Below are 21542 nucleotides of genomic sequence, written 5' to 3' on the forward strand. Positions count from 1 at the left end.
CTGCTGGATTTCAGCCGCTACACCGCCACCGCGAAGTCGCGCAGCGCGGCGTTGAGGCTGGTCTTCTGGTCGGTGGACTTCGTCCGCTGACCGATGATGAGCGCGCATGGCACCATGTACTTGCCGGCCGGGAACTGCTTCTCACGCATGCCGGGAATCACCACGCTGCGAGCGGGGACGCGGCCCTTGTAGACGCGCTCCTCCGGCCCGGTGACGTCGATGATTTGCGTGGACGCGGTGAGCACCACGTTGGCGCCCAGCACCGCCTCCTCCTCCACCACGACTCCTTCCACGACGATGGAGCGGCTGCCCAGGAAGGCGCCGTCCTCGATGATGACGGGCGAAGCGGAGGGCGGCTCCAGCACGCCGCCCAGCCCCACGCCGCCGGACAGGTGGACGTGCTTGCCCACCTGCGCGCAGCTCCCCACCGTGGCCCACGTGTCCACCATGGTGCCCGCGCCCACGCGCGCGCCGATGTTCACATAGCCCGGCATCACCACCGCGCCCTTCTCCACGAAGGCGCCGTAGCGCACCGTGCCCGGCGGCACCACGCGCACACCCGCGGCGTCCAGGCCCTTCTTCAGCGGCACCTTGTCGTAGAACTCGAAGGGGCCCACCTCCATCACCTGCATCTCCGACACCGCGAAGAACAGGAGGATGGCCTCCTTCACCCAGGCGTTGACCTTCCAGCCGTCCGCGCCCTTCTCCGCCACGCGGAGCTCGCCCGCGTCCAGCCGCGCCAGCGTCTCGCGCACGGCGGCCACGTGGGCCGCGTCCTTCAACAACGTCCGGTCCGCGAACGCGGCGGACACCCTCTGGGACAACTCTTCGATGGGGGCCATGGCGCCTCCTTGAAGCACAAATCCACGCGCCGCGCCGCACCTGGTTGAGGGGCTCAGGCGGGAGGAGCCGCCTCGTTCACCACCTCCGAGTCGTCAGCCCCTTCCGCCCTGCCGTCGAGCTCGGCCAGCGGCCGGGTCTGGGTGGGAATCTCCGCGTGTGCCCCCTTGTCGGCCGCCACCACCCGGCCCGGCGCCTGGCCTTCCAGGAGCACCGTATCCCTGGAGACGTGGCGCACGCGGGACAGCGGGAACTCCGTCCACTCCCGGCTGAAGGGCCAGCGGCGCGCGTAGAGGTGCTCCTGACCGATGAGGGCCACGTAGCCCAGCATCGCCCCGCTTTCGTCCCGGACCCGCAGACCGCTGGTGAGGGAGCGCCGCTCGAAGGGCGACGCGACTGTCGGCCACGCCATGGGTGACACCTCCTGACCCCGCAAGCTGGGTGCGCCCTGGCTCGTCCGGGAGCGGTCTTCCAGGGACGGATTCCCGCTCGGCCGCCTGCTCCGCGTCACCCTCGAATTTTCCTGGCTTCCTGAGACTTTCAGCAACCTCCTGGTCGGCGAGCTGACAATCGTGAGCCGCTTGTCTTATCCCTCGTCCCTCAGCGGCCCGGCGGTGGCGTCCTATGACAACCCCTTCCTCGGCGCCCTTGCCAGGGAGAGACCGTCTCGGTTGGTTTCACCGCGGAGGTGGCGCCCACGTCGTTGATGGCGAGGTCAAGGCACCGAGCGCGCTCCAATCGCCGGGAAGCGCTCGTAGACGCGCCCAAGCGCGTCCAGGTGGGCGGGGTTGTCGTAATCGAGCGGCGCATCGGTGAGCTGAACCACCCACCCCCCCGTCGCGGTACGCCGTGAGCGCGAGAGCAGGTCCACATCGCGGGCCGGGTCCGGAAATCCAATGGCTTGTGCGGCAGCGACCGACCAGTAGTTCAGCCATCCCAGCCAATGAGGAATCTCCGGTGAGCTGATGTTTTCTGGGGGCTCGAGCATGGGGAGTCCGCGCGGTGACCGCTCCGGGCCACGAGGTGAGCGGCGGATCTGCTGAGCGACTTCCGAGCCGTAACCCTCCGGCGACACGTGTCCCCAGAACGCGCTCGCGCCTTCGGCAACGCCCTCCAGCACACTTGATGCTGCCGCGATGACCTTCGCGTCGAGCGGCAAGTCCGCATGCACATCAAGCAGCGGCTGGCCTCCAGGTGCCTGGCTCGCGGGTGTTTTCAAGCCGGTAATCGTCACGGGATAGCGCTCGTCACCGTTGCATAGCAGCGGAAACACTCCGCGTGCTGCCGCCTCAGTGAGCCAGGCGTCGCGCTGCGGCAACTTGATGAGGCGCCCTCTCTTGTCGACTTCCCACTCCAGGCGCAGACCTGGAAGAGCCCGCTCAACCCCGTGGACGACGACGAGCGTGCGGCCATCATCGCCCACGAGTGCGGGCGCGTAGACTGCGACATGGAGGCGAGCTTGCATCATCAACGTTTACACCCTGTCACGACGATAATGGACTCAAGGCCGGGAGCCAATTCGAGCAAGGCCTTTTTGTGCGCGGCGCTGCTCACCCCAAAAACAAAGCCATATCCACAGGCTGCGGCAATCCCGCGTTCTTCCCTCATTTCTTCGACGTGGTCGCGTGCCACCTGGTCCCGCAGAAAGAGCGAGTACGTATCGAACTGATCCGTCTTGATCTCCCACAGCACGCGAGCGCCAACTTGCAACGCGTCGAAGCGCTTGCCGTCAACCAGCACGTCCATACCAGGATAGCGGTTGGGCGGAACCCTATCGGCACATGCGTCATGCGCGACATCTCCACCTCGATGCTTCACCGGGATGGCCTCGCACCTGCGGTTGCGCTCTCGGTCCAGGGACTCGGGCGGCCCTGGAGGAAACCAGTCCTGACCTGCTGGCTCGGGCTTGAGCTTTCGATTCGCGGAGGGGACCTGCGGGGCGGGCTCCGCCTGGAGCGAGGGCGATACTTCCTCCGGAGTCTCCCCGCTCAACTCGGACGCATCCAGCGCGTCCTTGATGACGACTCCCACCACCACCACGCCCACAACGATGACTGCGCCAATAGCGATTTCGGGGGCAGCCAAGACGCACAAGCCGATTCCCAGGGCCGACGCGCCCGCCGAGGCAACCGCGCACCTTCCCGTCGGGTCGCTGAACCGGATTCGGTCATGGTCGAGGGCATGAAAGCACCGCTCCGCCACCACGGACCAGGGATGGGCAGCCTCGCGGACGGCGCACCGTCCCTCGTCTGTCCACGGCAACGTTGCCGCGCGCTGAAGGTTGGCGACCCTCGGGCTCCGAGACATGCGCTCCCCTGGGCTCGGCGCAGACGTCGCGCACGCCGAGAGGACGAGCAGAACCGCGACGCAGGCAAGGAGGCGCACGGCCACTCCCTTTCAGTCGCCCCCGTCAGGTGAAGGGCAAGGTTGGCTACATCACGTGAGTGGCGCCGTTCACGTCCTCATCGAATGGCATGTCAGTAGATACCCTTTACGGGAATATTGAGGAGCGGGTCCCACCCCTCGACGTCGGGCCCAACGGGCGCATCCCTCCCTCTGACGCCATAAGTGACCGACACATAAATCAATGGAGGACGGCCTTCCTTGATTTCATACTGAGCGCAGCAGAGCTGTAGCCACGCGGCACCGAGCCGCCAGTCATGGCAGCGCCGATGCATCCCCCCGTACAGTGGGATGTGCGGCTTCAGACTCCGTGGCGCGCCGAAGTCCCGCTCCAGGTACCGACGGACGCTCCCCAGCGCCTCCGAACAACTCCCCTCCCGGAACGTGGCAGTCGCGTCGACGCGATGGAGCTCACCTTTATCCGTGAACGAGGATATGAGATGGGCCTCGTAGTTCCCCAGGGAGACCTTGTTCCCGAGCCTCCCAACCTCTTCGCGAGTCATCGCAGGGTGCAGTCGCGCAAAGACAGACTTTTCCGCCGCCACCAAGGTCGTGACCATCAGAAGAGCAGCAACGCCAAGGATTCTCGTGGCACAGCGCCGTGCAGACATCGAAGCCTCTTGCCCGCATAGGTCGAACCTCATCCGCGCGACGCGGGCGCGTCGCAAGGTCGGACCGCCCCTCACTCGCGCCCAGCATCGCACGAAACGACAGCGGCAATCTGCCCGCTACCGCCCCAGCACCTTCGCCACCGCGTCCACCACCTCGTGGTCCGTGGGAAATGCGAGTGATGCCTTCCGGATGACGACCTTGCCATCCACGGCGACCTCGTAGCTGCCCGAAGGGCCTGGCAACAACACCGCCTCGACATCCAGCTCATCCTTCAACGCGGCCGCCGCACGGGCGGCCCGAGGCCTGTAGCCTCAAGCGGTACAGTAGGTAATCGTCACCTTCGGGTCGGCCATGGCCATCCTCCTCACGTGAGCAGGGCACACAGAATGCGCGCCCCATGAACCAGACATAGTGCGCGCCAACACCACACGCCACCCCGCCTGCTCACCCGCCCCCTTTTATCAAGGCTTCTCCGCACATCCGGTAACGGACGAAGGGGTTATTCCGCCCTCTCACCGACGCGGCTACGGTCCCCATGCCATGACGGACTTCCGAGCGCGAATCGCCGCCGCCTACGACGCTGACGCCTTCCGCCGGGAGTCCCACCGACTGATGGACACGCTCTCCGACTACCTCGCGCGCACCACCCGCGCCGAAGGCCCCGTGCTCCCCTGGGCCGCCCCCGCCGTGAATGTGGACCGCTTCGCCGCGGCCTTCCCCGAAGCGCCCACGGGTGACTTCGCGGACCTCATCGCCCGCGTCCTCTCCGGCTCCAACCACCTGCACCACCCGCGCTACATGGGCCACCAGGTGACGGCGCCCGTGCCGCTGGCCGCGCTGTGCGACCTGGTCTCCTCCCTGCTCAACAACGGCATGGCCGTGTACGAGATGGGCCCCGTCTCCACCGCCATGGAGCGCAACGTCCTGCGCTGGATGGCCGCGCGGCTCGGCCTGCCCGAGACCACGGACGGCGTCCTCACCTCCGGAGGCTCGGCGGGCAACCTCACCGCCCTGCTCGCCGCGCGGCAGGCCAAGGCCGGCTTCGACGCCTGGAACGGCGGCGCCCACGCCGGCCCGCCTCTCACCGTGCTCGCCGCCCAGACGGCGCACTACAGCCTGGGCCGCGCCACCCGCATCATGGGCCTGGGCGAAGGCGGCGTGACGCCCGTCCCGGTGGACGACCACTTCCGCCTGCGCCCCGAGGCGCTCGACGCCGCGCTCAACAGCGCCACGCGCGCCGGGCGCAAGCCCATCGCCGTGGTGGCCAGCGCCGGCGCCACCGCCACCGGCGCCTTCGACCCGCTGGAGCCCGTGGCCGACTTCTGCGAACGCCACGGCCTCTGGCTCCACGTCGACGGCGCGCACGGCGCCTCCGCCGTCCTCAGCCCCGCCCACCGGCACCTCGTGCGCGGCATCGACCGGGCGGACTCCGTGGTGTGGGACGCCCACAAGGGCCTGCTGATGCCCGCGCTGGTGACGGCCGTCCTCTTCCGCGACGGCGCCCGCTCCTTCGAGTCCTTCTCCCAGGAGGCCAGCTACCTCTTCCACGGCGACGCCGAGCGCCCCTGGAGCGACGTGGGCCTGCGCACCCTGGAGTGCACCAAGGAGATGATGGCCCTCAAGGTGTACGCCTGCCTCGCCGTGCTGGGCACCCGCCTCTTCTCCGACACGGTGACGGAGGCCTACGAGCAGACGCGCCGCTTCGCCCAGCGCCTCGCAGACGCGGGCGACTTCGAGGTCGCCGTGCCTCCGGAATGCAACATCCTCTGCTTCCGCCACACGCCCGCGCACGTGCCCATGGAAGAATGGGACGCCCTCCAGACGAAGCTGCGCGAGCGGCTCGTCACGCGCGGGGACTTCTACCTGGTCCAGACGAAGCTGCCCCGAGGCGTCCACCTGCGCGTCACCCTCATCAACCCGCTCACCACCGACGCGGACCTGGACGCCCTCATGGACGCGCTCCGGGCCGCGGCGCGCCGCTGAACGCGGCGCCGCACCCCACGCACACCTTCCGTGTCAGAAGGTCGCCCCATGACGCAAAATGCGGTACAGCCGCAAAACGCCATGCTCGTCTCACTCGTCATCCCCGTCTACAACGAGATTCCCACCCTCGCCGAACTGCTGCGCCGCTGCGTCGCCGTCGACTTCCCGAAGGAGCTCGTCCTCATCGACGACTGCTCGAAGGACGGCAGCCGCGAGTTCCTGCGCCAGCTCCAGGAGCAGGGGGTGTCGCTGCTGGGCGGCACGCCGCGCAACCGCAACGAGGTGCGCGTCCTCTTCCAGGAGAAGAACCAGGGCAAGGGCGCGGCGCTGCGGCGCGGCTTCACCGAGGCCACCGGCGACATCATCATCGTCCAGGACGCGGACCTGGAATACGACCCGCGCGACATCCCCAACGTCATCCAGCCCATCATCGACGGGGACGCGGACGTCGTCTTCGGCAGCCGCTTCACCGGCACGCCCCGGCGCGTCCTCTATTACTGGCACACCGTGCTGAACAACGTGCTCACCACGCTGTCCAACATGACCAGCGGGTTGAACCTCACCGACATGGAGACCTGCTACAAGGCCTTCCGCGCCGAGGTGCTGCGCTCCGTGCAGGTGGAGGAGGACCGCTTCGGCTTCGAGCCGGAGATCACCGCCAAGGTGGCCCGCGGCCGCTGGCGCGTCTTCGAGGTGCCCATCAGCTACCACGGGCGCACCTACGAAGAGGGCAAGAAGATTGGCTGGAAGGATGGCGTACGCGCCCTCTACGCCATCGCCAAGTACAGCGTGAAGCGCTAGGCCCCCGGGCCCGTCACACCTGGGCGCCCGTCGGCTCGGGCGCCGCCACCGGCAGCGGCGCGCCCGTCAGCAGGCTCTTGGCCGCCTCCACCGCGTCGTGCGTGCCCGTCAGCGCCAGCACGTCACCGGGCCGCAGCACCTCCTGCGCGGACGGCACGGACACGCTCGCGTCGCCCCGCCGGATGGCCAGCACCGTGGCCCCCGTGAGGCCGCGCAGGTTCACCTCCGCCAGCGTCTTGCCCGCCGCGGGGCTGGAGGCCTCCAGCCGCACCGGCACGGGCTCGCCCAGGCCCGGGAGCACCTTGGAGACGTGGTCCAGCGCCTGCTCGTCCGCGCCGGGCTCCCGCGAGTGGGACTGCGCCGCCAGCGCCTCCACGATGACCTGCGCGCCCGCGCGGACGTGGCCGTGCAGGTTGGTGGCGCCCCGCCAGAACGTCACGCCCAGCGCGCCAATCAGCGCCAGCACCACGACGGGGCCCATGGCGCCCCGGAGGAAGGGCTGCGTAATCGCGACGACGGGCACGCTCACCAGCAGGATGATGCAGAGCTGCAGCGTCACCAGCAGCACGCGCCGCGGCGCCGCCGCCAGGTCCACCCGCCCGTCCTTGCGCCCGGGCAGCGCCGCCTCCGCCAGCTCCTCGCCCAGCCGGCGCGCCACCTGCACCACGCCCACCAGGAACGGGATGGAGAGCAGCATCGCGCCGCCAATGATGATGTAGCGCGAAAGCTGGTCGTCGATGCCGAGCTGCGCCTCGATGATGGACGCCAGCCGGCCCGCCATCAGCGAGGTGCCAATCACCAGGACGATGATGAGCACCGCGTCCAGGAGCAGCAGCCTCGCCAGCCGGCGCACCCCCGCGCCGAAGGTCTGCCGCCGGGGCGCGTCGCGCAGCCGCTCCACCCAGGTGCCGTACAAGGTCACGAAGGTCTGCAGCGGCTTGGGCAGCTTGCGGTCCACGTAGCTGGCCACCGGCCCGGAGACGCGAATCAGCAGCGGCGTGGTGAGCGTCGTAATCGCGGAGACGGCCACCGCCACCGGGTAGATGAAGTTGCCCGTGGCCTTCAGCGACAGGCCCAGGCCCGCGATGATGAAGGAGAACTCGCCAATCTGCGCCAGGCTCATGCCCGCCTGCACGGAGGTGCGGGTGCTGTTGCCGGTGAGGAAGGCGCCCAGCGCCACGCTGAGAATCTTGCCGGTGATGACGACGACGGTGAGCACCAGGATGGCCGCCCAGTGCTCCGCCACCAGCTCCGGGTTGATGAGCATGCCCACCGACACGAAGAAGATGGCCGCGAAGATGTCCTTCACCGGCTGCACCAGGTGCTCCACCACCTTCTCCTCGCCGGACTCCGCCACCAACGAGCCCGCGAGGAAGGCGCCCAGCGCCACCGAGTACCCGAAGGCCTGCGCCAGCAGCGCCACCGCGAAGCAGATGCCCACGCTGGCCACCAGCGTCGTCTCCGGCCGGTTGAGCTTCACCACGTAGCGCACCGCGCGAGGGATGATGAACAGGCCCACCACCACCAGGCCCACCAGGAAGGCCACCAGGCGGCCGGTGGTGATGGACAGCTCGCCCAGCGACAGGCCGGTGCCGGAGGAGACGGCCGTCAGCGTGGCCATGAGGAGGACGGCGATGAGGTCCTCCACGATGAGCACGCCCACCACCAGCTCCCGCAGCCGGCCCCGGATGTTCTGCTCGTCGAAGGCCTTGGCGATGATGGTGGTGCTGGAGATGGCGATGAGCGCGCCCGTGAAGAGGCTCTCCACGGTGGTCCACCCGAAGGCGCGCCCCACCACGAAGCCCAGCCATATCATGATGCTGCACTGGATGACGGCGGTGACCCCCGCCGTGGGCCCCACGGAGAACAGCTTGCGGAGGCTGAACTCCAACCCCAGCGAGAACATCAGGAGGATGACGCCCAGCTCGGAGAGCGTCGTCACCACCTCCGGGTTGGCGACCAGCGGAATCGGCAGGTACGGGCCGACCACGAGGCCGGCCAGGATGTAGCCCAGCACCACGGGCTGGCGCAGCTTCTGGAAGAGGACCGTCGTCACGGCCGCGACGCACAGGACGACGGCAATGGCTTGGAGGACCTCGTGGGCTCCATGCATCGGGACACCTCGAAAAAACCAGCGGAAGAGAGAGGTTCAGACCAGCCCGGCGGCGTGCGCCAGACCGCGCATCATGCGGAACGAAACGGCAGGGAGCAGGCGCGTCACCCGCCGGGCCGAATCGAAGCGCCGTCTTCAGCCGCGCGCGGGAGGCCCGCGCAACGACTGGGTGACGAGCGTCGGCCGGTCACCGGCGTCGCCTCCCGGCACCGCCAGGGCCGCGGAGCGCAGCAGCCGGACGGCGTCGGTGGCAACGGCCCGCCGCCGTTCTCGAGCCTGACGGTGCGCCTCCTGGAAGCCCGGCTGGAAGGACTCGCGCCCCCGGCCCAGCGACGGCTTCGTCTTCGCCGCCGCCGGAGCGCTCATCACCGCGGCCCAGGTGTCAACGCCCACCCCGGCCAGGCGCCCCCGGCGCCACTGCCCGGTGCGCTTGCCCACGAAGGCCACGCCGCCCCGGTCCACCCACGCGCCGGTGCCCTCGCTGGCGCGGAGCGTCACGGGCAGCTCGGCCGCCACTGTCAGCCCCAGGACGTTGATCCACGGGATGGAAGCAAGCACCGTGCCCAGGGCAATGGCCAGCAGCAGCCCGTGCGCGCGTCGCCCGGGGCGGGACAGCGGAGATGTCGGGCCGGCGGAGCGCATCCGCATCTCCTGTATTACGCGGGTGCCACCCAGTAAAGCGCTCCCCCGCGGCGGGAAAACGCCCATCCAGGGCCTGGCGGCCTGCTTTCTGCCGCGCCGACGAAACTCTTCTGCTTATTTCCCGAGAATCCCCGCAGCCCTCACACCGTACCCCCTCTTCCCAAGGGGCAGGCGCCGTCCATGCCTGCTTTCAGGACGAGACATCGGTGAGGGCCGCCAGGAGGCCGCCTTCGGGGCCCCTTCCGGCACCACCCCCCCGTAGCGCGCACGCGCCGCGTCCCGCCCCCGCGAGACGACCCACGGCCGTGAGCACCTGGAGAAGGAAGCCCCCATGGGAATCGGAAAGCTGATTGGTGGAGCGGCGGACGCGGCGAAGCGGGCCGCTGAGGCCGCGGCGAAGCGGGCGGCGGAGGCGGCCCGGCGCGCGGCGGAGGCGGCGGCACGCAAGGCCGCGGAGGCCGCGGAGGCGGCGGCGGCCAAGGCGGCGGAGGCCAAGGAGAAGGTCTCCAACGTGGCCCAGGAGCGGACCCGGGACGTCTTCGAGGGCGCCAAGGACAAGGCCGCTGACGCGGTGGGCGGCGTGGCCAACGCCACCCGGAACGCCGTCGAGGACACCAAGGACAAGGTCGGCCAGGTCGCTGGCGGCGTGGTCAACACCACGCGGAACGCCGTCGAAGACACCAAGGACAAGGTCGGCCAGGTCGCTGGCGGCGTGGTCAACACCACCCGGAACGTCGTCGAAGGAACGAAGGACCGGGTGCAGGACGCGGCCGGCAACGTGCGCAACGCCGCTGGCGACGTGTTCGAGGCGGGCCAGCGCACGCTGAGCGCCACCGGCACCGCGGCGGCCGTCACGGCGAACGGGCTGGGGAACGTCCTCCAGGACGCGGCGCAGCGCGCGGGCCCGGTGCTCGACAAGGCCACCGACATCGCCGCGGACGGCCTGGACCACGCGGGCCGGGCCATCCAGGACGCGCCCACGCTCAACCCCCTGCAGGGCATTGGCAACGACATCATCGGAGGGGCGCTCCAGGGCGCGGCCGACGTGGTGAGAGACCCGGTGGACACCGCCCGGGCCATTGGCGACGCGGTCAACCTCAACCGGCAGGTGGACCAGCTCAAGCCGGGTGAGAGCACCTCCATCAGCCTCTACGCCGAGGCCAACGGCGCCACGCTGGCCGGCAAGGTGAAGGGCACCCTGGGCGTCAGCCGCAGCGAGGAGGAGGGCGGCGGCTACACGGTGTCCGTCACCGGCGAGGTGGGCGCGGGCGTGGCGGCCAAGCTGGGCGCCAAGGGCGCGGCGGACGTGGGCGCCGAGGCCTTCGGCACCGCGGGGGCCACGGTGGAGTTCCAGTTCGACACCGCCGAGGAGGCCAAGCGCGCCACCCGCATCATCGCGGCCTCCACCGCCACCGCGGGCGCCGCCGCGAGCAATCCCGTGCTGGGCGCCGGCGTGAATCAGGTCCTCGGGGACCCGATGTCGGACCTGGCCGGCCTGACGGAGAACATGAGCGCCGTGGAGTTCAAGCTGGGCGCCGAGGCCAGCGTCAACGCGGAGCTGGGCATGAAGGGCCTGCCGGAGGTCCTCAGCGCGGGCGCCGGGGCCGGCGCCGGGGTCAACCAGAGCACCACCGCCCGCATCGAGCTGGAGAACGGCAAGCCCCAGAAGCTGACCCTCAAGCAGAGCCTGGAAATCAACGGCAACGCCAGCGCGTCCGCCGGCGTGGGCATCCCCGGCGGGGACGTGTCCCTGCCCACCAACGCGTCCGCGGGCGTCTCCGGTTCGCTCGGGGTGGAGCTGGAGCAGAGCGTGGAGCTGCCGGAGGGCTTCAACCCCGCCGACTTCCTCCGGGACCCGAAGGGCACCGCCCGGGAGCTCGGCGCCAGCGTCCGTGACACCCACGAGGCCAAGCTGACGCTGACCGACTCGCGGCAGGCCAACGCCTCCGCGCTGGGCCTGGGCGGCGCCACCGGCCGCGAGGTGAAGGCGGAGATCAGCGGCAACATCAACGACATCGCCACCAGCGGCGCCTTCGGCAGCATCGCCCGGGGCGACGTGGGCCAGGCGCTGGAGCAGCTCAAGGACAAGGTCGACATCAAGGCCACCGTCCAGGACAAGCACAAGGTGACGGGCGACCTGGGCGTGGGCATCCACGCGGGCGTGGGCGGCGGCGAGGTGGGCCTGTCCACCGAGCGCACCTACGCGGGCGAGGAGCAGGACCTCACCGCGGCCCAGCTCGCCGAGCTGTACCTCACGCAGCGCTGGTCGGCCGGCATCCCGGGCTGACCTCGGCACCGCCGGGAGTCCGCCCGCTCCGGGCGGCTCCCAGGCGTGTGGGCCCGTGTCGTCCGGGCCCGTCCCCTGCGCCAGGAGACAGGCACTTCGTCCGCCATGGCACACCCGCGGCGGGCGGGCGCACCGGCCCCTCCGGGCGGGAGTGTCCCTTTTGCGGGGCGGACTTAGCTTTCCGAAGTGCTTTCAAGATTCCTCGTCTATGGGTGTGTGGGTTGGGTGCTGGAGGTGATGTTCACCGGCGCGGGCGCCGCGCTGAAGAAGGACCGGAACGCCACCGCGCGCACCTACCTGTGGATGCACCCCATCTACGGAGGCACGGCCCTGGCGCTGGAGGAGGTCTCCGCCCGGCTCAAGCCCCTGCCCCGGCCGCTGCGGGCGCTGGCCTACACGGGGTTCATCTTCGGCGCGGAGTACGGCACGGGCTGGCTGCTCAAGCGCCTGCTCGGCCGCTGCCCGTGGGACTACGCGCCGCACAGGTGGAGCGTGCACGGCCTCATCCGCCTGGATTACGCCCCGGCCTGGTACCTTACCGCCCTGCTGTTCGAGCCCGTGCGTGACACGCTGCTCCACGTCACCAGCGAGGCCCTGCGCCAGACGCCGGAGTACCGCGACGCCGAGGCCCAGGGGACGCTGCCGCCCGCCGCGCTCCCCGAGGAGAAACCGCTGGAGGCGGGCCTGGTGGCCGCGCGCTTCGAAGCCGCGCAGTCCGAGCCCACACCCGTTCCCTGAAAGCCAGGGAGGCGGCTGCGTCCGCTGGCCGACTGCCCCCCAGGCGGATGTGAAAGCCACTACCGGCTTTTCTTCCTCCGTGCTGCGTCGCGTAGTACCTTGGCCCGCGCCTGGCCCCGCTGTGACGGGGAAATTCCGCCGACCCCCCGAAAGTTCCCGCCCCCGTATGTTTGACTGGCTTCACACCCTCTTCTCGCGTGACCTCGCCATCGACCTCGGCACGGCGAACACGCTCATCTACATCCGCGGCCAGGGCATCGTCTCCAACGAGCCCTCGGTGGTGGCCGTCCAGCAGGACGCGCGCGGGGGCAAGAAGGTCCTCGCGGTGGGCAAGGAGGCCAAGGAAATGCTCGGGCGCACCCCGGGCAACATCGTGGCCATCCGGCCGATGAAGGACGGCGTCATCGCGGACTTCGAAATCACGGCCGCGATGCTGCGCTACTTCATCCAGAGCGCGCACAACCGCAAGACGCTGGTGAATCCGCGCATCATCATCGGCATCCCCTCCGGCATCACCGAGGTGGAGCGCCGCGCCGTGCGCGAGGCGGCGGCCAACGCGGGCGCCCGCGAGGTCTACCTCATCGAGCAGCCCATGGCGGCGGCCATTGGCGCGGGCCTCCCGGTGACGGAGCCCAGCGGCAACATGATAGTGGACATCGGCGGTGGCACGTCCGACGTCGCGGTCATCAGCCTGGCCGGCATCGTGTTCGCCAAGAGCGTGCGCATCGGCGGCGACAAGCTGGACGAGGCCATCATCCAGTACGTGAAGCGCAAGTACAACCTGCTCATCGGCGAGCGCACGGCGGAGCTCATCAAGATGGGCATTGGCACCGCGTACCCGACGGACGAGGTCATGACCATGGAGATCAAGGGTCGCGACCTGGTGGCCGGCGTGCCGCGCACGCTGACGGTGTCCAGCGACGAGGTGCGTGACGCGCTGGCGGAGCCCGTCAACGGCATCGTCGAGGCCGTGAAGCTGACGCTGGAGCGCACCCCGCCCGAGCTCGCCGGTGACATCGCCGACCGCGGCATCGTCCTGGCCGGTGGCGGCGCGCTGCTGAAGAACCTGGACACGCTGCTGCGCGAGGAGACGGGCCTCCCGGTGTTCCTCGCCGAGGACCCGCTGTCCGCCGTCGTGATTGGCGCGGGCAAGGCGCTGGAGTCGCTCGACATCCTCCGGCAGGTCTGCCAGCCGGGCTGAACGCCTCCGGGCTTCGGCTCCCACGGCGCCACCTCTCCGGAGGCTGGCGCCGTTTCGCGTTTCAGGGGCGGCGGTGCTTCGCGTAGAGGCCGTCCCGCCACGCCAGCAGGTCCGGGAAGCGGGCGGCGAGCGCCGCGTCGCTCCACACCGCTCGCGTGCCCGGCTTCAGCGGCAGGTAGCCGTCATCCACCGCCCGCACGAACTGGAGCATCAGCGCGGCGGTGACGTCCGCGTAGCTGAAGCGGGACAGCAGGTAGGGCCGGCCGCCCAGGGCTTCCCGCAGGCGCTCCAGCGCGGGGACGACCTTCTCCTGGAGGAAGGCGTCGATGTCCGTGGGCGTCTGGTGCTTGCGGGCCACGAAGCGCGCGCCCAGCTTCGCGGAGGGCGCCAGCAGCGACCGGAGCCCCACGGGCAGGAAGGCGGGGAGGCTGTCCGCCTGCGCCTGGCGGCTCTCCAGCAGCGCCGCCACCACCTTGGCGCGCGCCGCGGAGAGCACCTGGTCGCTCTCTTCCTCCCAGCGCTGAATCACCGGGAGGTCCGCCGCGGGGAAGAGCGGCGCCCCCTGCCCCAGCTCCTCCGCGCGCCGCGCGATGACGAACGAGCCGGCGAAGGGCTCCCCATCATCGATGAGCAGCGGCACTGCGGGCTTCACGCCCCGCGGCGTGCGCCAGCGCAGCAGCGGCTCACCGATGAGCGGCAGGTGCTCGCGGTAGCGGTAGGCGACGCCGTGGTGGTCCAACGCCCAGCGGGCCTTCTCCGTCCAGGGCGAATAGCTGATTCCATGGAGTGTGCGCATGCCGCCCGGGACAGTACGCCCGACGACGGGCGTGACTCCAGGGCCGCTGACGAATCAAACCCTCACAGCGCCGCCCGGGTCCGGCGTTATGTCTTCCGCCAACGCATGTCATTCAAGCCGTGATGACCAGTTTGCCAAACGGACCACGGTCCAGGTGTTCGAGCGCCGTGGGCAACGCATCGAGCGGATAGACAGTGTCGACCACGGGCTTCAATGCCAGCCGGTCCACCGCGCGCACCAGGTTCTCCAGCCCGCGTCGGTGTCCGACGAAGATGCCCTGGATGACGCCGGAGGACATGAACAAGGGCTGCACCGGGAAGCGGCTCTCGAAGCCCTCGAACACGCCGATGAGCGACACGCGCCCATCCGACGCGAGCGCCTTCACCGAGCGGCCCAGGTTGTCCCCACCCACCAACTCCAGGATGTGGTCGGCCCCCGCGCCTCGCGTCAGCTCGAGCACCGCCGTGTGCCACTCCGGCGTGTGGCGACGATGGATGCCGTGCGCGGCGCCCAGGGCCTTCACGCGGGCCAGCTTGTCCTCGTCCCCGGACAGCACGATGACCTCCGCGCCCAGGGCGGCGCCGACCTGCACGGCGAACAGAGACACGCCTCCCGTGCCCTGCGTCACCACCGTCTGTCCCGGACGCAGCCCGCCCAGCTCCACCAGGGACGTCCACGCGGTGAGGCCGGCGCACGGCAGCGTGCTCGCCCGCACGTCATCCAGCGTCGTGGGCGCAGCCACGAGCCACTGCTCCGGCATGACGACGTACTCGGCCAGCACGCCCGGCGCGTTGCCGCCCAGGCTGCGCACCGCCCCACGCGGCGCGGGCCCCTCCACCCAGTCCGTCTGGAAGTTGGCGATGACGCGCGCCCCCTCCTTGAAGCGATGCACGCCCGCGCCCGTCGCCACCACCACGCCCGCCATGTCCGAAGCCGGCGTGAAGGGCTGATGCGCCGTCGCGGAGCCGCCCCCATCGAGCATCAGCTTCTCGCGGTAGTTGAGGGAAACGGCAGACACGCGAATCAACACCTCGCCGACGCCCGGAGCGGGAATCGCCACCTCCGCCAGCTCCAGGTGCGCCCGTCCCGCCTGCTTCGCCTGCCAACGCTTCATGGTTCCGCCCATGTTTCGCTCCGTGTCCTGCGTGAAAGTGACGCGGGAGCTATACGGACGAAGCAACGTCGCCAGTGGCGACACTTTGTCGAGTCACTGGCGACACGCAGGCACCAATGGGAGCAGCGTCATGATGGACCGGATGGGGGGCGTCTTCGCCTTCGTGCAGGCCGTGGAGGCGGGAAGCTTCGCGCTCGCGGCGGAGCGCATGGGGCTCTCACGTTCGGCCGTGGGGAAGAGCATCGCGCGGCTGGAGGAGCGGCTGGAGACGCGGCTGTTCCAGCGCACCACGCGCCGGCAGCGCCTCACCGAGGACGGCCAGGCCTTCTACGAGCGCTGCGTGCGCGCACTGGCGGAGCTGGAGGCCGCGGAGACGGCCTTGGACTCCGGCCGGCGCGCCCCCACGGGCCGGCTGCGCGTCAGCGCGCCCATGATGTTCGGCCGCCACTGCGCCGCGCCGCTGCTGCGCGAGCTGGTCCTCCAACATCCCGGGCTGGAGCTGGAGATGGCCTTCAGCGACCGGATGGTCGACCTGGTCGAGGAAGGCTTCGACCTGGCCCTCCGCGTCGCACCGCTGGCGGACCACGCGGGGCTGACGGCACGCCGGCTGGGCGTGCAGACGATGTCCGTCTGCGCCGCGCCCGGCTACCTGAAGCGCCGCGGCCGCCCGAAGACGCTCGAGGACCTGGGACAGCACGACGCCGTCGTCTATGGCCGCAACGGCGTCAACAAACCCTGGCGCTTCCCGGACGGCCAAGGCGGCGAGCAGCGCGTCGTCGTCCAGGCGCGGCTGCGCTTCGATGACGTGGAGACCATCATGGACGCCGCCGTGCAGGGGGCCGGGCTGGCGTGGCTCCCCCGCTGGCTCATCGCGGAGCACCTGCGCGGCGGAACGCTCGTCGAGGTGCTGGAGAAGCAGCGCCCCTATGACAATGAAATCTACGCCGTGTGGCCCCAGAGCAAGCACCTGACCTCGAAGGTGCGCGCGGCCATCGACCTCCTCGTCGCGCGCATCCCCGAACGGCTGGCGCCCCCTCACCGCTGAGCGGCCCCGCGCCGCGCGTCACCGCCGGGGCGAGACATTCCTCCGGATCCACTGGTCCGTGGCCTCGACATCCAGGCTCGCCGCGCCGGGTGCCGGCACCCCATCAACGCAGGGCACGGCCGGGGGGCGGCACGGCAATCAACGCACCGAGCCGGACAATCGATGCCGGTGGAGTAGCCAGGGCGCGCCAGAGCAACACCTTATCCGGGAGGCATCACCCACCTGCCCGGGTGGGACACACCTAGCCAAGGATACGAGCCATGGAACGAGTGGCAGCAGACCGAACCCGAGGAGGGCTCGCCAAGGCGATGGCCGTCCTGGCCATCATCGGCGCCATCAACTGGGGCCTGATTGGCTTCTTCAATTGGAACCTCGTGAACGCCCTGTTCGGCGGTGAGACACGAACGGCGATGAGCGCGCTCAGCCGCCTCATCTACTCCATCGTGGGCCTGTCGGGCGTCGCGCTGGCACTCACCTTCCCCTGGAAGAAGAGCCTGGGCGCCACGACGACCACCACCACCCCCAGAACGGACGTGGGGTTCCACCGCAGAACCGAAGTGCGTCCCTGACGCTGGCGGGCCCGCCGCCCTCACGGCCCCCGCGTCCACCGCCAGTGAGAGGTTCGGCGCCCCGCGACGCAGCGGTTTGCGCCTCGGCCCGACAGGACAGGGCCGGGGCCTCCGCGCGAGGAAGCGGTCACCATGCCCGGACTGCCCGGGAGCGAATCCCTTCAGGACGCCTTCATCCAGGGAGGCGTCAGCCCGCACCATCGGGCACCGCCACGGCGGACAGTGGCACCCGCTTACCAGCGGGCCCCGCTCTCCCTAATCGTCCGGCTGGCGCATCACGAGGAGCCCTTGCGGCGCGCGGGTATCTGGCGCAGGAAAAGCACCCCTCGTGATTGTCCGCCCTCACCTCAGCTCGCTCCGGCTCCTCTTCGCCGTGCGTGGGACCATCCTCCCGCGCGTCCTGCCCCACGTCCTGGGCATCGCGGCGCTCTCCGCGCTCGTCGTCTGGGCGTACCGGCAGGGCTACCTGCACCTCCAGATTTCCTCACCGGCGCCGCTGTCCCTGCTGGGCCTCACCCTCTCCATCTTCCTGGGGTTCCGGATCAACGCCAGCTACGACCGCTGGTGGGAGGCCCGGAAGCAATGGGGCGCGCTCATCGTCGAGCTGCGCGCCTTCTCCCATGAGGCCCTCGCGCTGCTGGGTGACGACGGCGGCGTGTCGCTGGCGGTGCGCCGGCTGGTGAAGCGGAACATCGCCTTCGCCCACGCGCTGGCCGCGCACCTGCGCGGGTACGACGCCCGGGAGGACCTCACCCGCCTGCTGCCAGAGCCGGAGGCCGCGCGCGTCCTGGCCAGCCCGAACCGGCCCAACGCCCTGCTGCGCGAGCAGGAGCGCGAGCTGGCCGCGCTCCTCCGGGAGAAGCAGCTCACCGACATCACCTGGAGCGAGCTGCGCACGCGCGTCCAGGCGTTGCTGCATGTGCTCGGCGCCTGCGAGCGCATCCGCTTCACGCCCCTGCCCTTCACGTACACGGTCCTGCTGCACCGCACCGCCTACCTGTTCTGCCTGCTGCTGCCCTTTGGCCTCGCGGAGGCGCTGGGCTGGTTCACGCCCGTGCTGGCCGCGATGGTTGCCTACACCTTCTTCGGGCTCGACCGGCTGAGCGACGAGTTGGAGGAGCCCTTCGGGACGGAGCCCAACGACCTGGCCCTGCTGGCGATGGCCCGCACCGTGGAGATGAACCTGCTGGAGGCGCTGGGCGAACCACAGCCCGAGCCCCTGAAGCCGCGCGACTTCATCCTCTCCTGACCGGCCGCACCCAGTGGGCGTGGACGCACTTCAGGCCACCGCCTACTTCGTCTGGAGCACGGACAGCACGTTGCCCGAAGGGTCCTTGAACCAGGCGATGGGCGGCCCCATGCCACCGCGGACGATGCCCTTCTCGTTCGCGTCGAAGCCGTCGTAGCGCTCGAAGCGCACGCCGCGCCGGGTGAGCTCGTCCACCGCCTGGTCGATGTCGTCCACGGGGAAGTTGAGAATCGTGAACGTCGCCGGGGTGTGGTTCTCCTTGGGATAGACGAGGATGTCCCGGCCGCCGGCGAGGTGCAGCGTCAACATGCCGTCCGACTCGGACGTCTTCAGGCCCAGTGTCTCGCCGTAGAACTTCCGGGCCGCCGCCACGTCGCGCACCGAGAAGCCGCTGAACGCCTGCGTGTTTCCGAACATGCCTGTCTCCCTGAAGGGTCCGCGGGTCTGGGACCTCCGCATCAGGTGGACACGGTCCGCGCCACGCGCAACGAAGGGGCCCTCCGGGAATACCCCATCACATCGGGTGGAACTGCTCGATGGTGATTTCCTCCACCAGCGCATCCTGCGGGGCACCGAAGCTGGTGAGCGTGGTGTACCAGCGCGTCGTCGTGCCCTCCCGGGTGAAGGTCAGCGGCACCAGCACGGAGCCCGCGTTGGCGGGACGCAGGGCCGTCAGCGCCTCGACCCCCGGCTGCGCCAGCACGCGCGCCAGGACGGTCGCCACGGGGGAGCGGGGGCCCCGCATGCGCGTGCCCTCCCGCAGCCGGTGAAGCAGATACCCGGCAATCTCCTCCCAGTTGCCAATGGCCGAGCGCACGGGCCCTGGCACGAAGACCAGGTCCATGAGGTTCACCTTCCCCAGGACCTCGCGCCCCTGCCCGAGCAGCGCGAGCGCCCCGGAGTTCGCTTCGAGCACCGTCGAGGTCGAATCCACGACGATGGCGGGATACGGCTCATGCGAGGAGAGAATCAGGCCCGCGGCCCGGCGAATCTCCGCCAGTTCCTCGCTGTGCCACCCACGCTCCCCGAACTGCGGCGCGAACCCCGCCGCCACCAGCAGGGCGTTGCGGTCCCTCAAGCCCAGGCCCAGGGCCTCCGCCAACCGCAGCACCAGCTCCGGGCTGGCACCGGAGCGGCCCGACTCCAGGAACGACAGGTGGCGCGCCGACACCTGCGCCTCCAGCGCCAGGGCCAGTTGGCTCTTGCCGCGCAGCGTTCTCCATTCCTTGAGCAGGGGTCCAATCATCGCCGTGTCCCTTTCGCGCCCAGACTGTGCCCCAGGCCGCGACGCGCGACGATGACCTTCGAGGTAATTGAGAACATTCCCTGCCAGGAACACTGTGCTCCCGTTCCCACCCACCCGGAGAGCCCAGATGACGACCTCGCTTCTTCGCAACCCCCGCTTCGTCTACCGCTTCGACGCCGTCGCCTCGCTGACGCTGGGCGTGGCCCTGATGCTGCTTTCGCCCACCCTCACCCAGCTCGCGGGCTGGACGCTGCCGTCCAGCTTCCTGTTTGGCGTGGGCGTCTTCCTGCTGCCCTGGGCGGCCTTCAACCTGTGGGTCGGGCTCAAGCAGCCCGTCCTGGGCGCGGCCCTGGTGCACGTCCTGGTGGACGGCGCCTGGGTGCTGGGCAGCGCGCTCCTCATCGTGATGCACGCCCAGGAGCTCACGACGCTGGGCGTCGCGCTGCTGGGCGGGCAGGCCTTCGCCGTGGCGGGCGTGCTGGCGCTCAAGGCGGTGGGGCTCACGTCGCTCCGCGCGGCGGCGTGAGGACCGCCGGGCCGCATCAGCCGGAGATGACCTTGAGGCCGGGCTTCCCGTCCTCCTGGGCGGCGGCTTCTGGAGACGGTGCTTCGTCACGCACCGTCTTGGACAGCTCCAGGCTCCGGGTCATCAGGGCCTTCAGTGCCCAGACCTGGGGCACCGACTCGATGAAGACGCGGCTGGTGCCCAGCCCCGCGGGCGCGGCCTCCACGTCGAAGCCCGCCGCGATGGCGCGGGCCTCCTCCACCGGCACCCAGGTGATGATGCTCTTGCGCTTGCCATTGCTGAAGAAGCGCGCGAACCACTTCGTGGGCCGCTTGAAGGACACGTTGAAGTAGGACGCCGTGTCCCGGAAGAGGATGTCCTCGGCGGCGGCGCCGTGCTTGACGCAGATGTCCCGCACCACGCCGAAGAACTCCAGCTCCGCCTCGGTGGTCTCCACGGCGGCGCGGCCCTTCTCATCAGGCGCTGCGCGACCCTCCGCTTCAAAGGGCCTGGCGGAGTCCGCCTTCACCACGTTCGCCCCGTCCTGCGCCACCGCGGGCTCCGCGCCTTCGTTGAGGCGCTGGATGCGCTCCTTGAGCTTGTTCAGGAAGTCATCGCCCATGACCCGGAGCAGCGTCGGTTCGATGGCCTCCTTCGCCACGTCCGCGAGCCGCTCCATCACCGCGGTGGTCCGCTTGCCCTTGTAGATGTCCTCCGTGAGCCACTTGAGGAAGGCCTCGTGCTCACCGGGCGCCTTCAAGGCCGCCGCGAGCTTGTCAATCATGCCCTGCCGGTAGCGGCTGTTCTCCGCGTCCGTAATCAGCGTCGTCGCGTTGAAGGCTTCGCGGCTGAACTTGGACAGGAACTTGGCCACCTTCGCCCAGTCCGCCTTCGTGTCCTCCAGGGAGAACGTGAAGAAGGGCTCCGGGTCCATGACGTTGGGGTTCTCCAGGTCCCCGAAGAAGAGGTAGTGGCATCCGTCCGTGATGATGCCGAAGTGCAGCTCCGGCAGTTGCGCCAGGTAGCGCGCGAGCTGCTGCGCGCGGGCCTTGAGGTCGGTGCCCAGGGGCTTCGTTTCAATGACGATGAGGGGCTTGGTGCCCGTCTGGTCGAAGATGGCGAAGTCCATCCGGTCCGGCAGCTTCTTGCCGTCGCCCTGGACGAAGTCCGCCGTGTACTCCAGGCGGACCTCACGCGGGACGCTCGGGTCGTAGCCAAGGCTCCGGATGAACGGGACGACCAGCGCGATCTTCGCGGTCTCCTCGTTGGAGATGAACGCCTTGTTGTCCTGATAGCGTTTGACCAGCTCCAGCAGATGATTCGCGTCCATGGCAAGGCCCCCTGCCCGGTCATGCGAGGCACCCGGGCGCGAAGGTGATTTCAAGGCGAGGAGCCCCT

Annotated in this window: 22 protein-coding genes; 9 read left to right on the forward strand and 13 right to left on the reverse strand. The window is 69.9% G+C overall.

The window, feature by feature from the left end; genetic code table 11:
• Window positions 1-17: 17 nt before the first annotated feature.
• The 6 genes from MYMAC_RS32660 to MYMAC_RS37310 all read right to left on the reverse strand — a co-directional run bounded on the left by MYMAC_RS32660 (window position 18) and on the right by MYMAC_RS37310 (window position 4208).
• Complete coding sequence (locus MYMAC_RS32660) at window positions 18-842, reverse strand: 2,3,4,5-tetrahydropyridine-2,6-dicarboxylate N-succinyltransferase (protein WP_095960898.1); 825 nt, start codon at window positions 840-842, stop codon at window positions 18-20.
• A gap of 53 nt (window positions 843-895) precedes the next feature.
• Complete coding sequence (locus tag MYMAC_RS32665) at window positions 896-1252, reverse strand: hypothetical protein (protein WP_239989155.1); 357 nt, start codon at window positions 1250-1252, stop codon at window positions 896-898.
• A gap of 303 nt (window positions 1253-1555) precedes the next feature.
• The gene (locus MYMAC_RS32670; RefSeq protein WP_414115060.1) at window positions 1556-2308 is read right to left on the reverse strand and encodes a DUF5953 family protein; all 753 of its coding nucleotides are present in this window, start codon (window positions 2306-2308) and stop codon (window positions 1556-1558) included.
• Window positions 2308-2925 (reverse strand): DUF6310 domain-containing protein, encoded by a 618-nt coding sequence (locus MYMAC_RS32675; RefSeq protein ID WP_338025980.1) that lies wholly within the window; start codon window positions 2923-2925, stop codon window positions 2308-2310. Before MYMAC_RS32675 ends, MYMAC_RS32670 begins: the two co-directional genes overlap by 1 nt.
• Window positions 2926-3317: 392 nt before the next feature.
• Window positions 3318-3854, reverse strand: coding sequence for a hypothetical protein (locus MYMAC_RS32680; RefSeq protein ID WP_239989156.1), 537 nt, complete (start codon window positions 3852-3854; stop codon window positions 3318-3320).
• 117 nt (window positions 3855-3971) lie between these two features.
• A complete protein-coding gene (locus MYMAC_RS37310) occupies window positions 3972-4208 on the reverse strand; it encodes a SelT/SelW/SelH family protein (protein WP_239989157.1) in 237 nt (78 codons plus the stop codon).
• Window positions 4209-4395: 187 nt separating this feature from the next.
• Between MYMAC_RS37310 and MYMAC_RS32685 the strand changes: the two genes are divergently transcribed.
• Window positions 4396-5838, forward strand: coding sequence for a pyridoxal phosphate-dependent decarboxylase family protein (locus tag MYMAC_RS32685; protein ID WP_095960899.1), 1443 nt, complete (start codon window positions 4396-4398; stop codon window positions 5836-5838).
• 81 nt (window positions 5839-5919) lie between these two features.
• Window positions 5920-6639: a glycosyltransferase family 2 protein gene (locus MYMAC_RS32690; RefSeq protein WP_043710143.1), complete on the forward strand. Its 720-nt coding sequence runs from the start codon at window positions 5920-5922 to the stop codon at window positions 6637-6639.
• 13 nt (window positions 6640-6652) lie between these two features.
• Here the strand turns inward: MYMAC_RS32690 and MYMAC_RS32695 are convergent, their stop codons facing one another.
• Both MYMAC_RS32695 and MYMAC_RS32700 read right to left on the reverse strand, forming a co-directional pair.
• Window positions 6653-8752, reverse strand: a complete 2100-nt coding sequence (locus MYMAC_RS32695) for a monovalent cation:proton antiporter family protein (RefSeq protein ID WP_095960900.1) — start codon at window positions 8750-8752, stop codon at window positions 6653-6655.
• A gap of 135 nt (window positions 8753-8887) precedes the next feature.
• A complete protein-coding gene (locus MYMAC_RS32700; protein ID WP_013937572.1) occupies window positions 8888-9394 on the reverse strand; it encodes a hypothetical protein in 507 nt (168 codons plus the stop codon).
• 331 nt (window positions 9395-9725) lie between these two features.
• Between MYMAC_RS32700 and MYMAC_RS32705 the strand changes: the two genes are divergently transcribed.
• The 3 genes from MYMAC_RS32705 (at window position 9726) to MYMAC_RS32715 (ending at window position 13620) form a co-directional block, all read left to right on the forward strand.
• Window positions 9726-11681: a hypothetical protein gene (locus tag MYMAC_RS32705; protein ID WP_095960901.1), complete on the forward strand. Its 1956-nt coding sequence runs from the start codon at window positions 9726-9728 to the stop codon at window positions 11679-11681.
• Between the two features lie 186 nt (window positions 11682-11867).
• On the forward strand, window positions 11868-12419 hold the full coding sequence (locus tag MYMAC_RS32710; protein WP_095960902.1) for a putative ABC transporter permease: 552 nt from the start codon (window positions 11868-11870) through the stop codon (window positions 12417-12419).
• Window positions 12420-12585: 166 nt separating this feature from the next.
• Complete coding sequence (locus MYMAC_RS32715) at window positions 12586-13620, forward strand: rod shape-determining protein (protein WP_011556714.1); 1035 nt, start codon at window positions 12586-12588, stop codon at window positions 13618-13620.
• A gap of 61 nt (window positions 13621-13681) precedes the next feature.
• On the opposite strand, the gene MYMAC_RS32720 is transcribed toward MYMAC_RS32715, so the two are convergent.
• Together MYMAC_RS32720 and MYMAC_RS32725 are read right to left on the reverse strand one after the other, a co-directional pair.
• A complete protein-coding gene (locus tag MYMAC_RS32720) occupies window positions 13682-14416 on the reverse strand; it encodes a glutathione S-transferase family protein (RefSeq protein WP_095960903.1) in 735 nt (244 codons plus the stop codon).
• 112 nt (window positions 14417-14528) lie between these two features.
• A complete protein-coding gene (locus MYMAC_RS32725) occupies window positions 14529-15542 on the reverse strand; it encodes a zinc-dependent alcohol dehydrogenase family protein (protein ID WP_239989158.1) in 1014 nt (337 codons plus the stop codon).
• Between the two features lie 118 nt (window positions 15543-15660).
• On the opposite strand from MYMAC_RS32725, the gene MYMAC_RS32730 reads away from it, so the two are divergent.
• The 3 genes from MYMAC_RS32730 to MYMAC_RS32740 all read left to right on the forward strand — a co-directional run bounded on the left by MYMAC_RS32730 (window position 15661) and on the right by MYMAC_RS32740 (window position 18393).
• On the forward strand, window positions 15661-16575 hold the full coding sequence (locus MYMAC_RS32730; protein ID WP_095960905.1) for a LysR family transcriptional regulator: 915 nt from the start codon (window positions 15661-15663) through the stop codon (window positions 16573-16575).
• 308 nt (window positions 16576-16883) lie between these two features.
• Complete coding sequence (locus MYMAC_RS32735; protein WP_239989159.1) at window positions 16884-17144, forward strand: DUF378 domain-containing protein; 261 nt, start codon at window positions 16884-16886, stop codon at window positions 17142-17144.
• A 328-nt stretch (window positions 17145-17472) separates the two neighbouring features.
• Entirely contained in the window at window positions 17473-18393 is a 921-nt protein-coding gene (locus MYMAC_RS32740) for a bestrophin family protein (RefSeq protein WP_095960907.1), read from the forward strand.
• A gap of 42 nt (window positions 18394-18435) precedes the next feature.
• Here the strand turns inward: MYMAC_RS32740 and MYMAC_RS32745 are convergent, their stop codons facing one another.
• Window positions 18436-18810: a VOC family protein gene (locus MYMAC_RS32745; protein ID WP_095960908.1), complete on the reverse strand. Its 375-nt coding sequence runs from the start codon at window positions 18808-18810 to the stop codon at window positions 18436-18438.
• A gap of 97 nt (window positions 18811-18907) precedes the next feature.
• Window positions 18908-19639, reverse strand: coding sequence for a helix-turn-helix domain-containing protein (locus tag MYMAC_RS32750; protein ID WP_095960909.1), 732 nt, complete (start codon window positions 19637-19639; stop codon window positions 18908-18910).
• Window positions 19640-19766: 127 nt separating this feature from the next.
• Between MYMAC_RS32750 and MYMAC_RS32755 the strand changes: the two genes are divergently transcribed.
• A complete protein-coding gene (locus MYMAC_RS32755) occupies window positions 19767-20165 on the forward strand; it encodes a hypothetical protein (protein WP_095960910.1) in 399 nt (132 codons plus the stop codon).
• Between the two features lie 16 nt (window positions 20166-20181).
• Here the strand turns inward: MYMAC_RS32755 and MYMAC_RS32760 are convergent, their stop codons facing one another.
• The gene (locus MYMAC_RS32760; RefSeq protein ID WP_095960911.1) at window positions 20182-21474 is read right to left on the reverse strand and encodes a type I restriction enzyme HsdR N-terminal domain-containing protein; all 1293 of its coding nucleotides are present in this window, start codon (window positions 21472-21474) and stop codon (window positions 20182-20184) included.
• Window positions 21475-21542 lie beyond the last annotated feature (68 nt).

Origin of the sequence: Corallococcus macrosporus DSM 14697 (assembly GCF_002305895.1) — a bacterium.
Classification (GTDB): Bacteria; Myxococcota; Myxococcia; order Myxococcales; family Myxococcaceae; genus Myxococcus; species Myxococcus macrosporus.

Coding starts and splice junctions, on each gene's coding strand:
- MYMAC_RS32760 (WP_095960911.1), bottom strand. CDS start 21,474: ATGGACGCGAATCATCTGCTGGAGCTGGTCAAACGCTATCAGGACAAC.
- MYMAC_RS32745 (WP_095960908.1), bottom strand. CDS start 18,810: ATGTTCGGAAACACGCAGGCGTTCAGCGGCTTCTCGGTGCGCGACGTG.
- MYMAC_RS32670 (WP_414115060.1), bottom strand. CDS start 2,308: ATGATGCAAGCTCGCCTCCATGTCGCAGTCTACGCGCCCGCACTCGTG.
- MYMAC_RS32685 (WP_095960899.1), top strand. CDS start 4,396: ATGACGGACTTCCGAGCGCGAATCGCCGCCGCCTACGACGCTGACGCC.
- MYMAC_RS32715 (WP_011556714.1), top strand. CDS start 12,586: ATGTTTGACTGGCTTCACACCCTCTTCTCGCGTGACCTCGCCATCGAC.
- MYMAC_RS32665 (WP_239989155.1), bottom strand. CDS start 1,252: ATGGCGTGGCCGACAGTCGCGTCGCCCTTCGAGCGGCGCTCCCTCACC.
- MYMAC_RS32755 (WP_095960910.1), top strand. CDS start 19,767: ATGACGACCTCGCTTCTTCGCAACCCCCGCTTCGTCTACCGCTTCGAC.
- MYMAC_RS32695 (WP_095960900.1), bottom strand. CDS start 8,752: ATGCATGGAGCCCACGAGGTCCTCCAAGCCATTGCCGTCGTCCTGTGC.
- MYMAC_RS32700 (WP_013937572.1), bottom strand. CDS start 9,394: ATGCGCTCCGCCGGCCCGACATCTCCGCTGTCCCGCCCCGGGCGACGC.
- MYMAC_RS32660 (WP_095960898.1), bottom strand. CDS start 842: ATGGCCCCCATCGAAGAGTTGTCCCAGAGGGTGTCCGCCGCGTTCGCG.
- MYMAC_RS32680 (WP_239989156.1), bottom strand. CDS start 3,854: ATGTCTGCACGGCGCTGTGCCACGAGAATCCTTGGCGTTGCTGCTCTT.
- MYMAC_RS32725 (WP_239989158.1), bottom strand. CDS start 15,542: ATGGGCGGAACCATGAAGCGTTGGCAGGCGAAGCAGGCGGGACGGGCG.
- MYMAC_RS32730 (WP_095960905.1), top strand. CDS start 15,661: ATGATGGACCGGATGGGGGGCGTCTTCGCCTTCGTGCAGGCCGTGGAG.
- MYMAC_RS32735 (WP_239989159.1), top strand. CDS start 16,884: ATGGCCGTCCTGGCCATCATCGGCGCCATCAACTGGGGCCTGATTGGC.
- MYMAC_RS32690 (WP_043710143.1), top strand. CDS start 5,920: ATGCTCGTCTCACTCGTCATCCCCGTCTACAACGAGATTCCCACCCTC.
- MYMAC_RS32750 (WP_095960909.1), bottom strand. CDS start 19,639: ATGATTGGACCCCTGCTCAAGGAATGGAGAACGCTGCGCGGCAAGAGC.
- MYMAC_RS32705 (WP_095960901.1), top strand. CDS start 9,726: ATGGGAATCGGAAAGCTGATTGGTGGAGCGGCGGACGCGGCGAAGCGG.
- MYMAC_RS32720 (WP_095960903.1), bottom strand. CDS start 14,416: ATGCGCACACTCCATGGAATCAGCTATTCGCCCTGGACGGAGAAGGCC.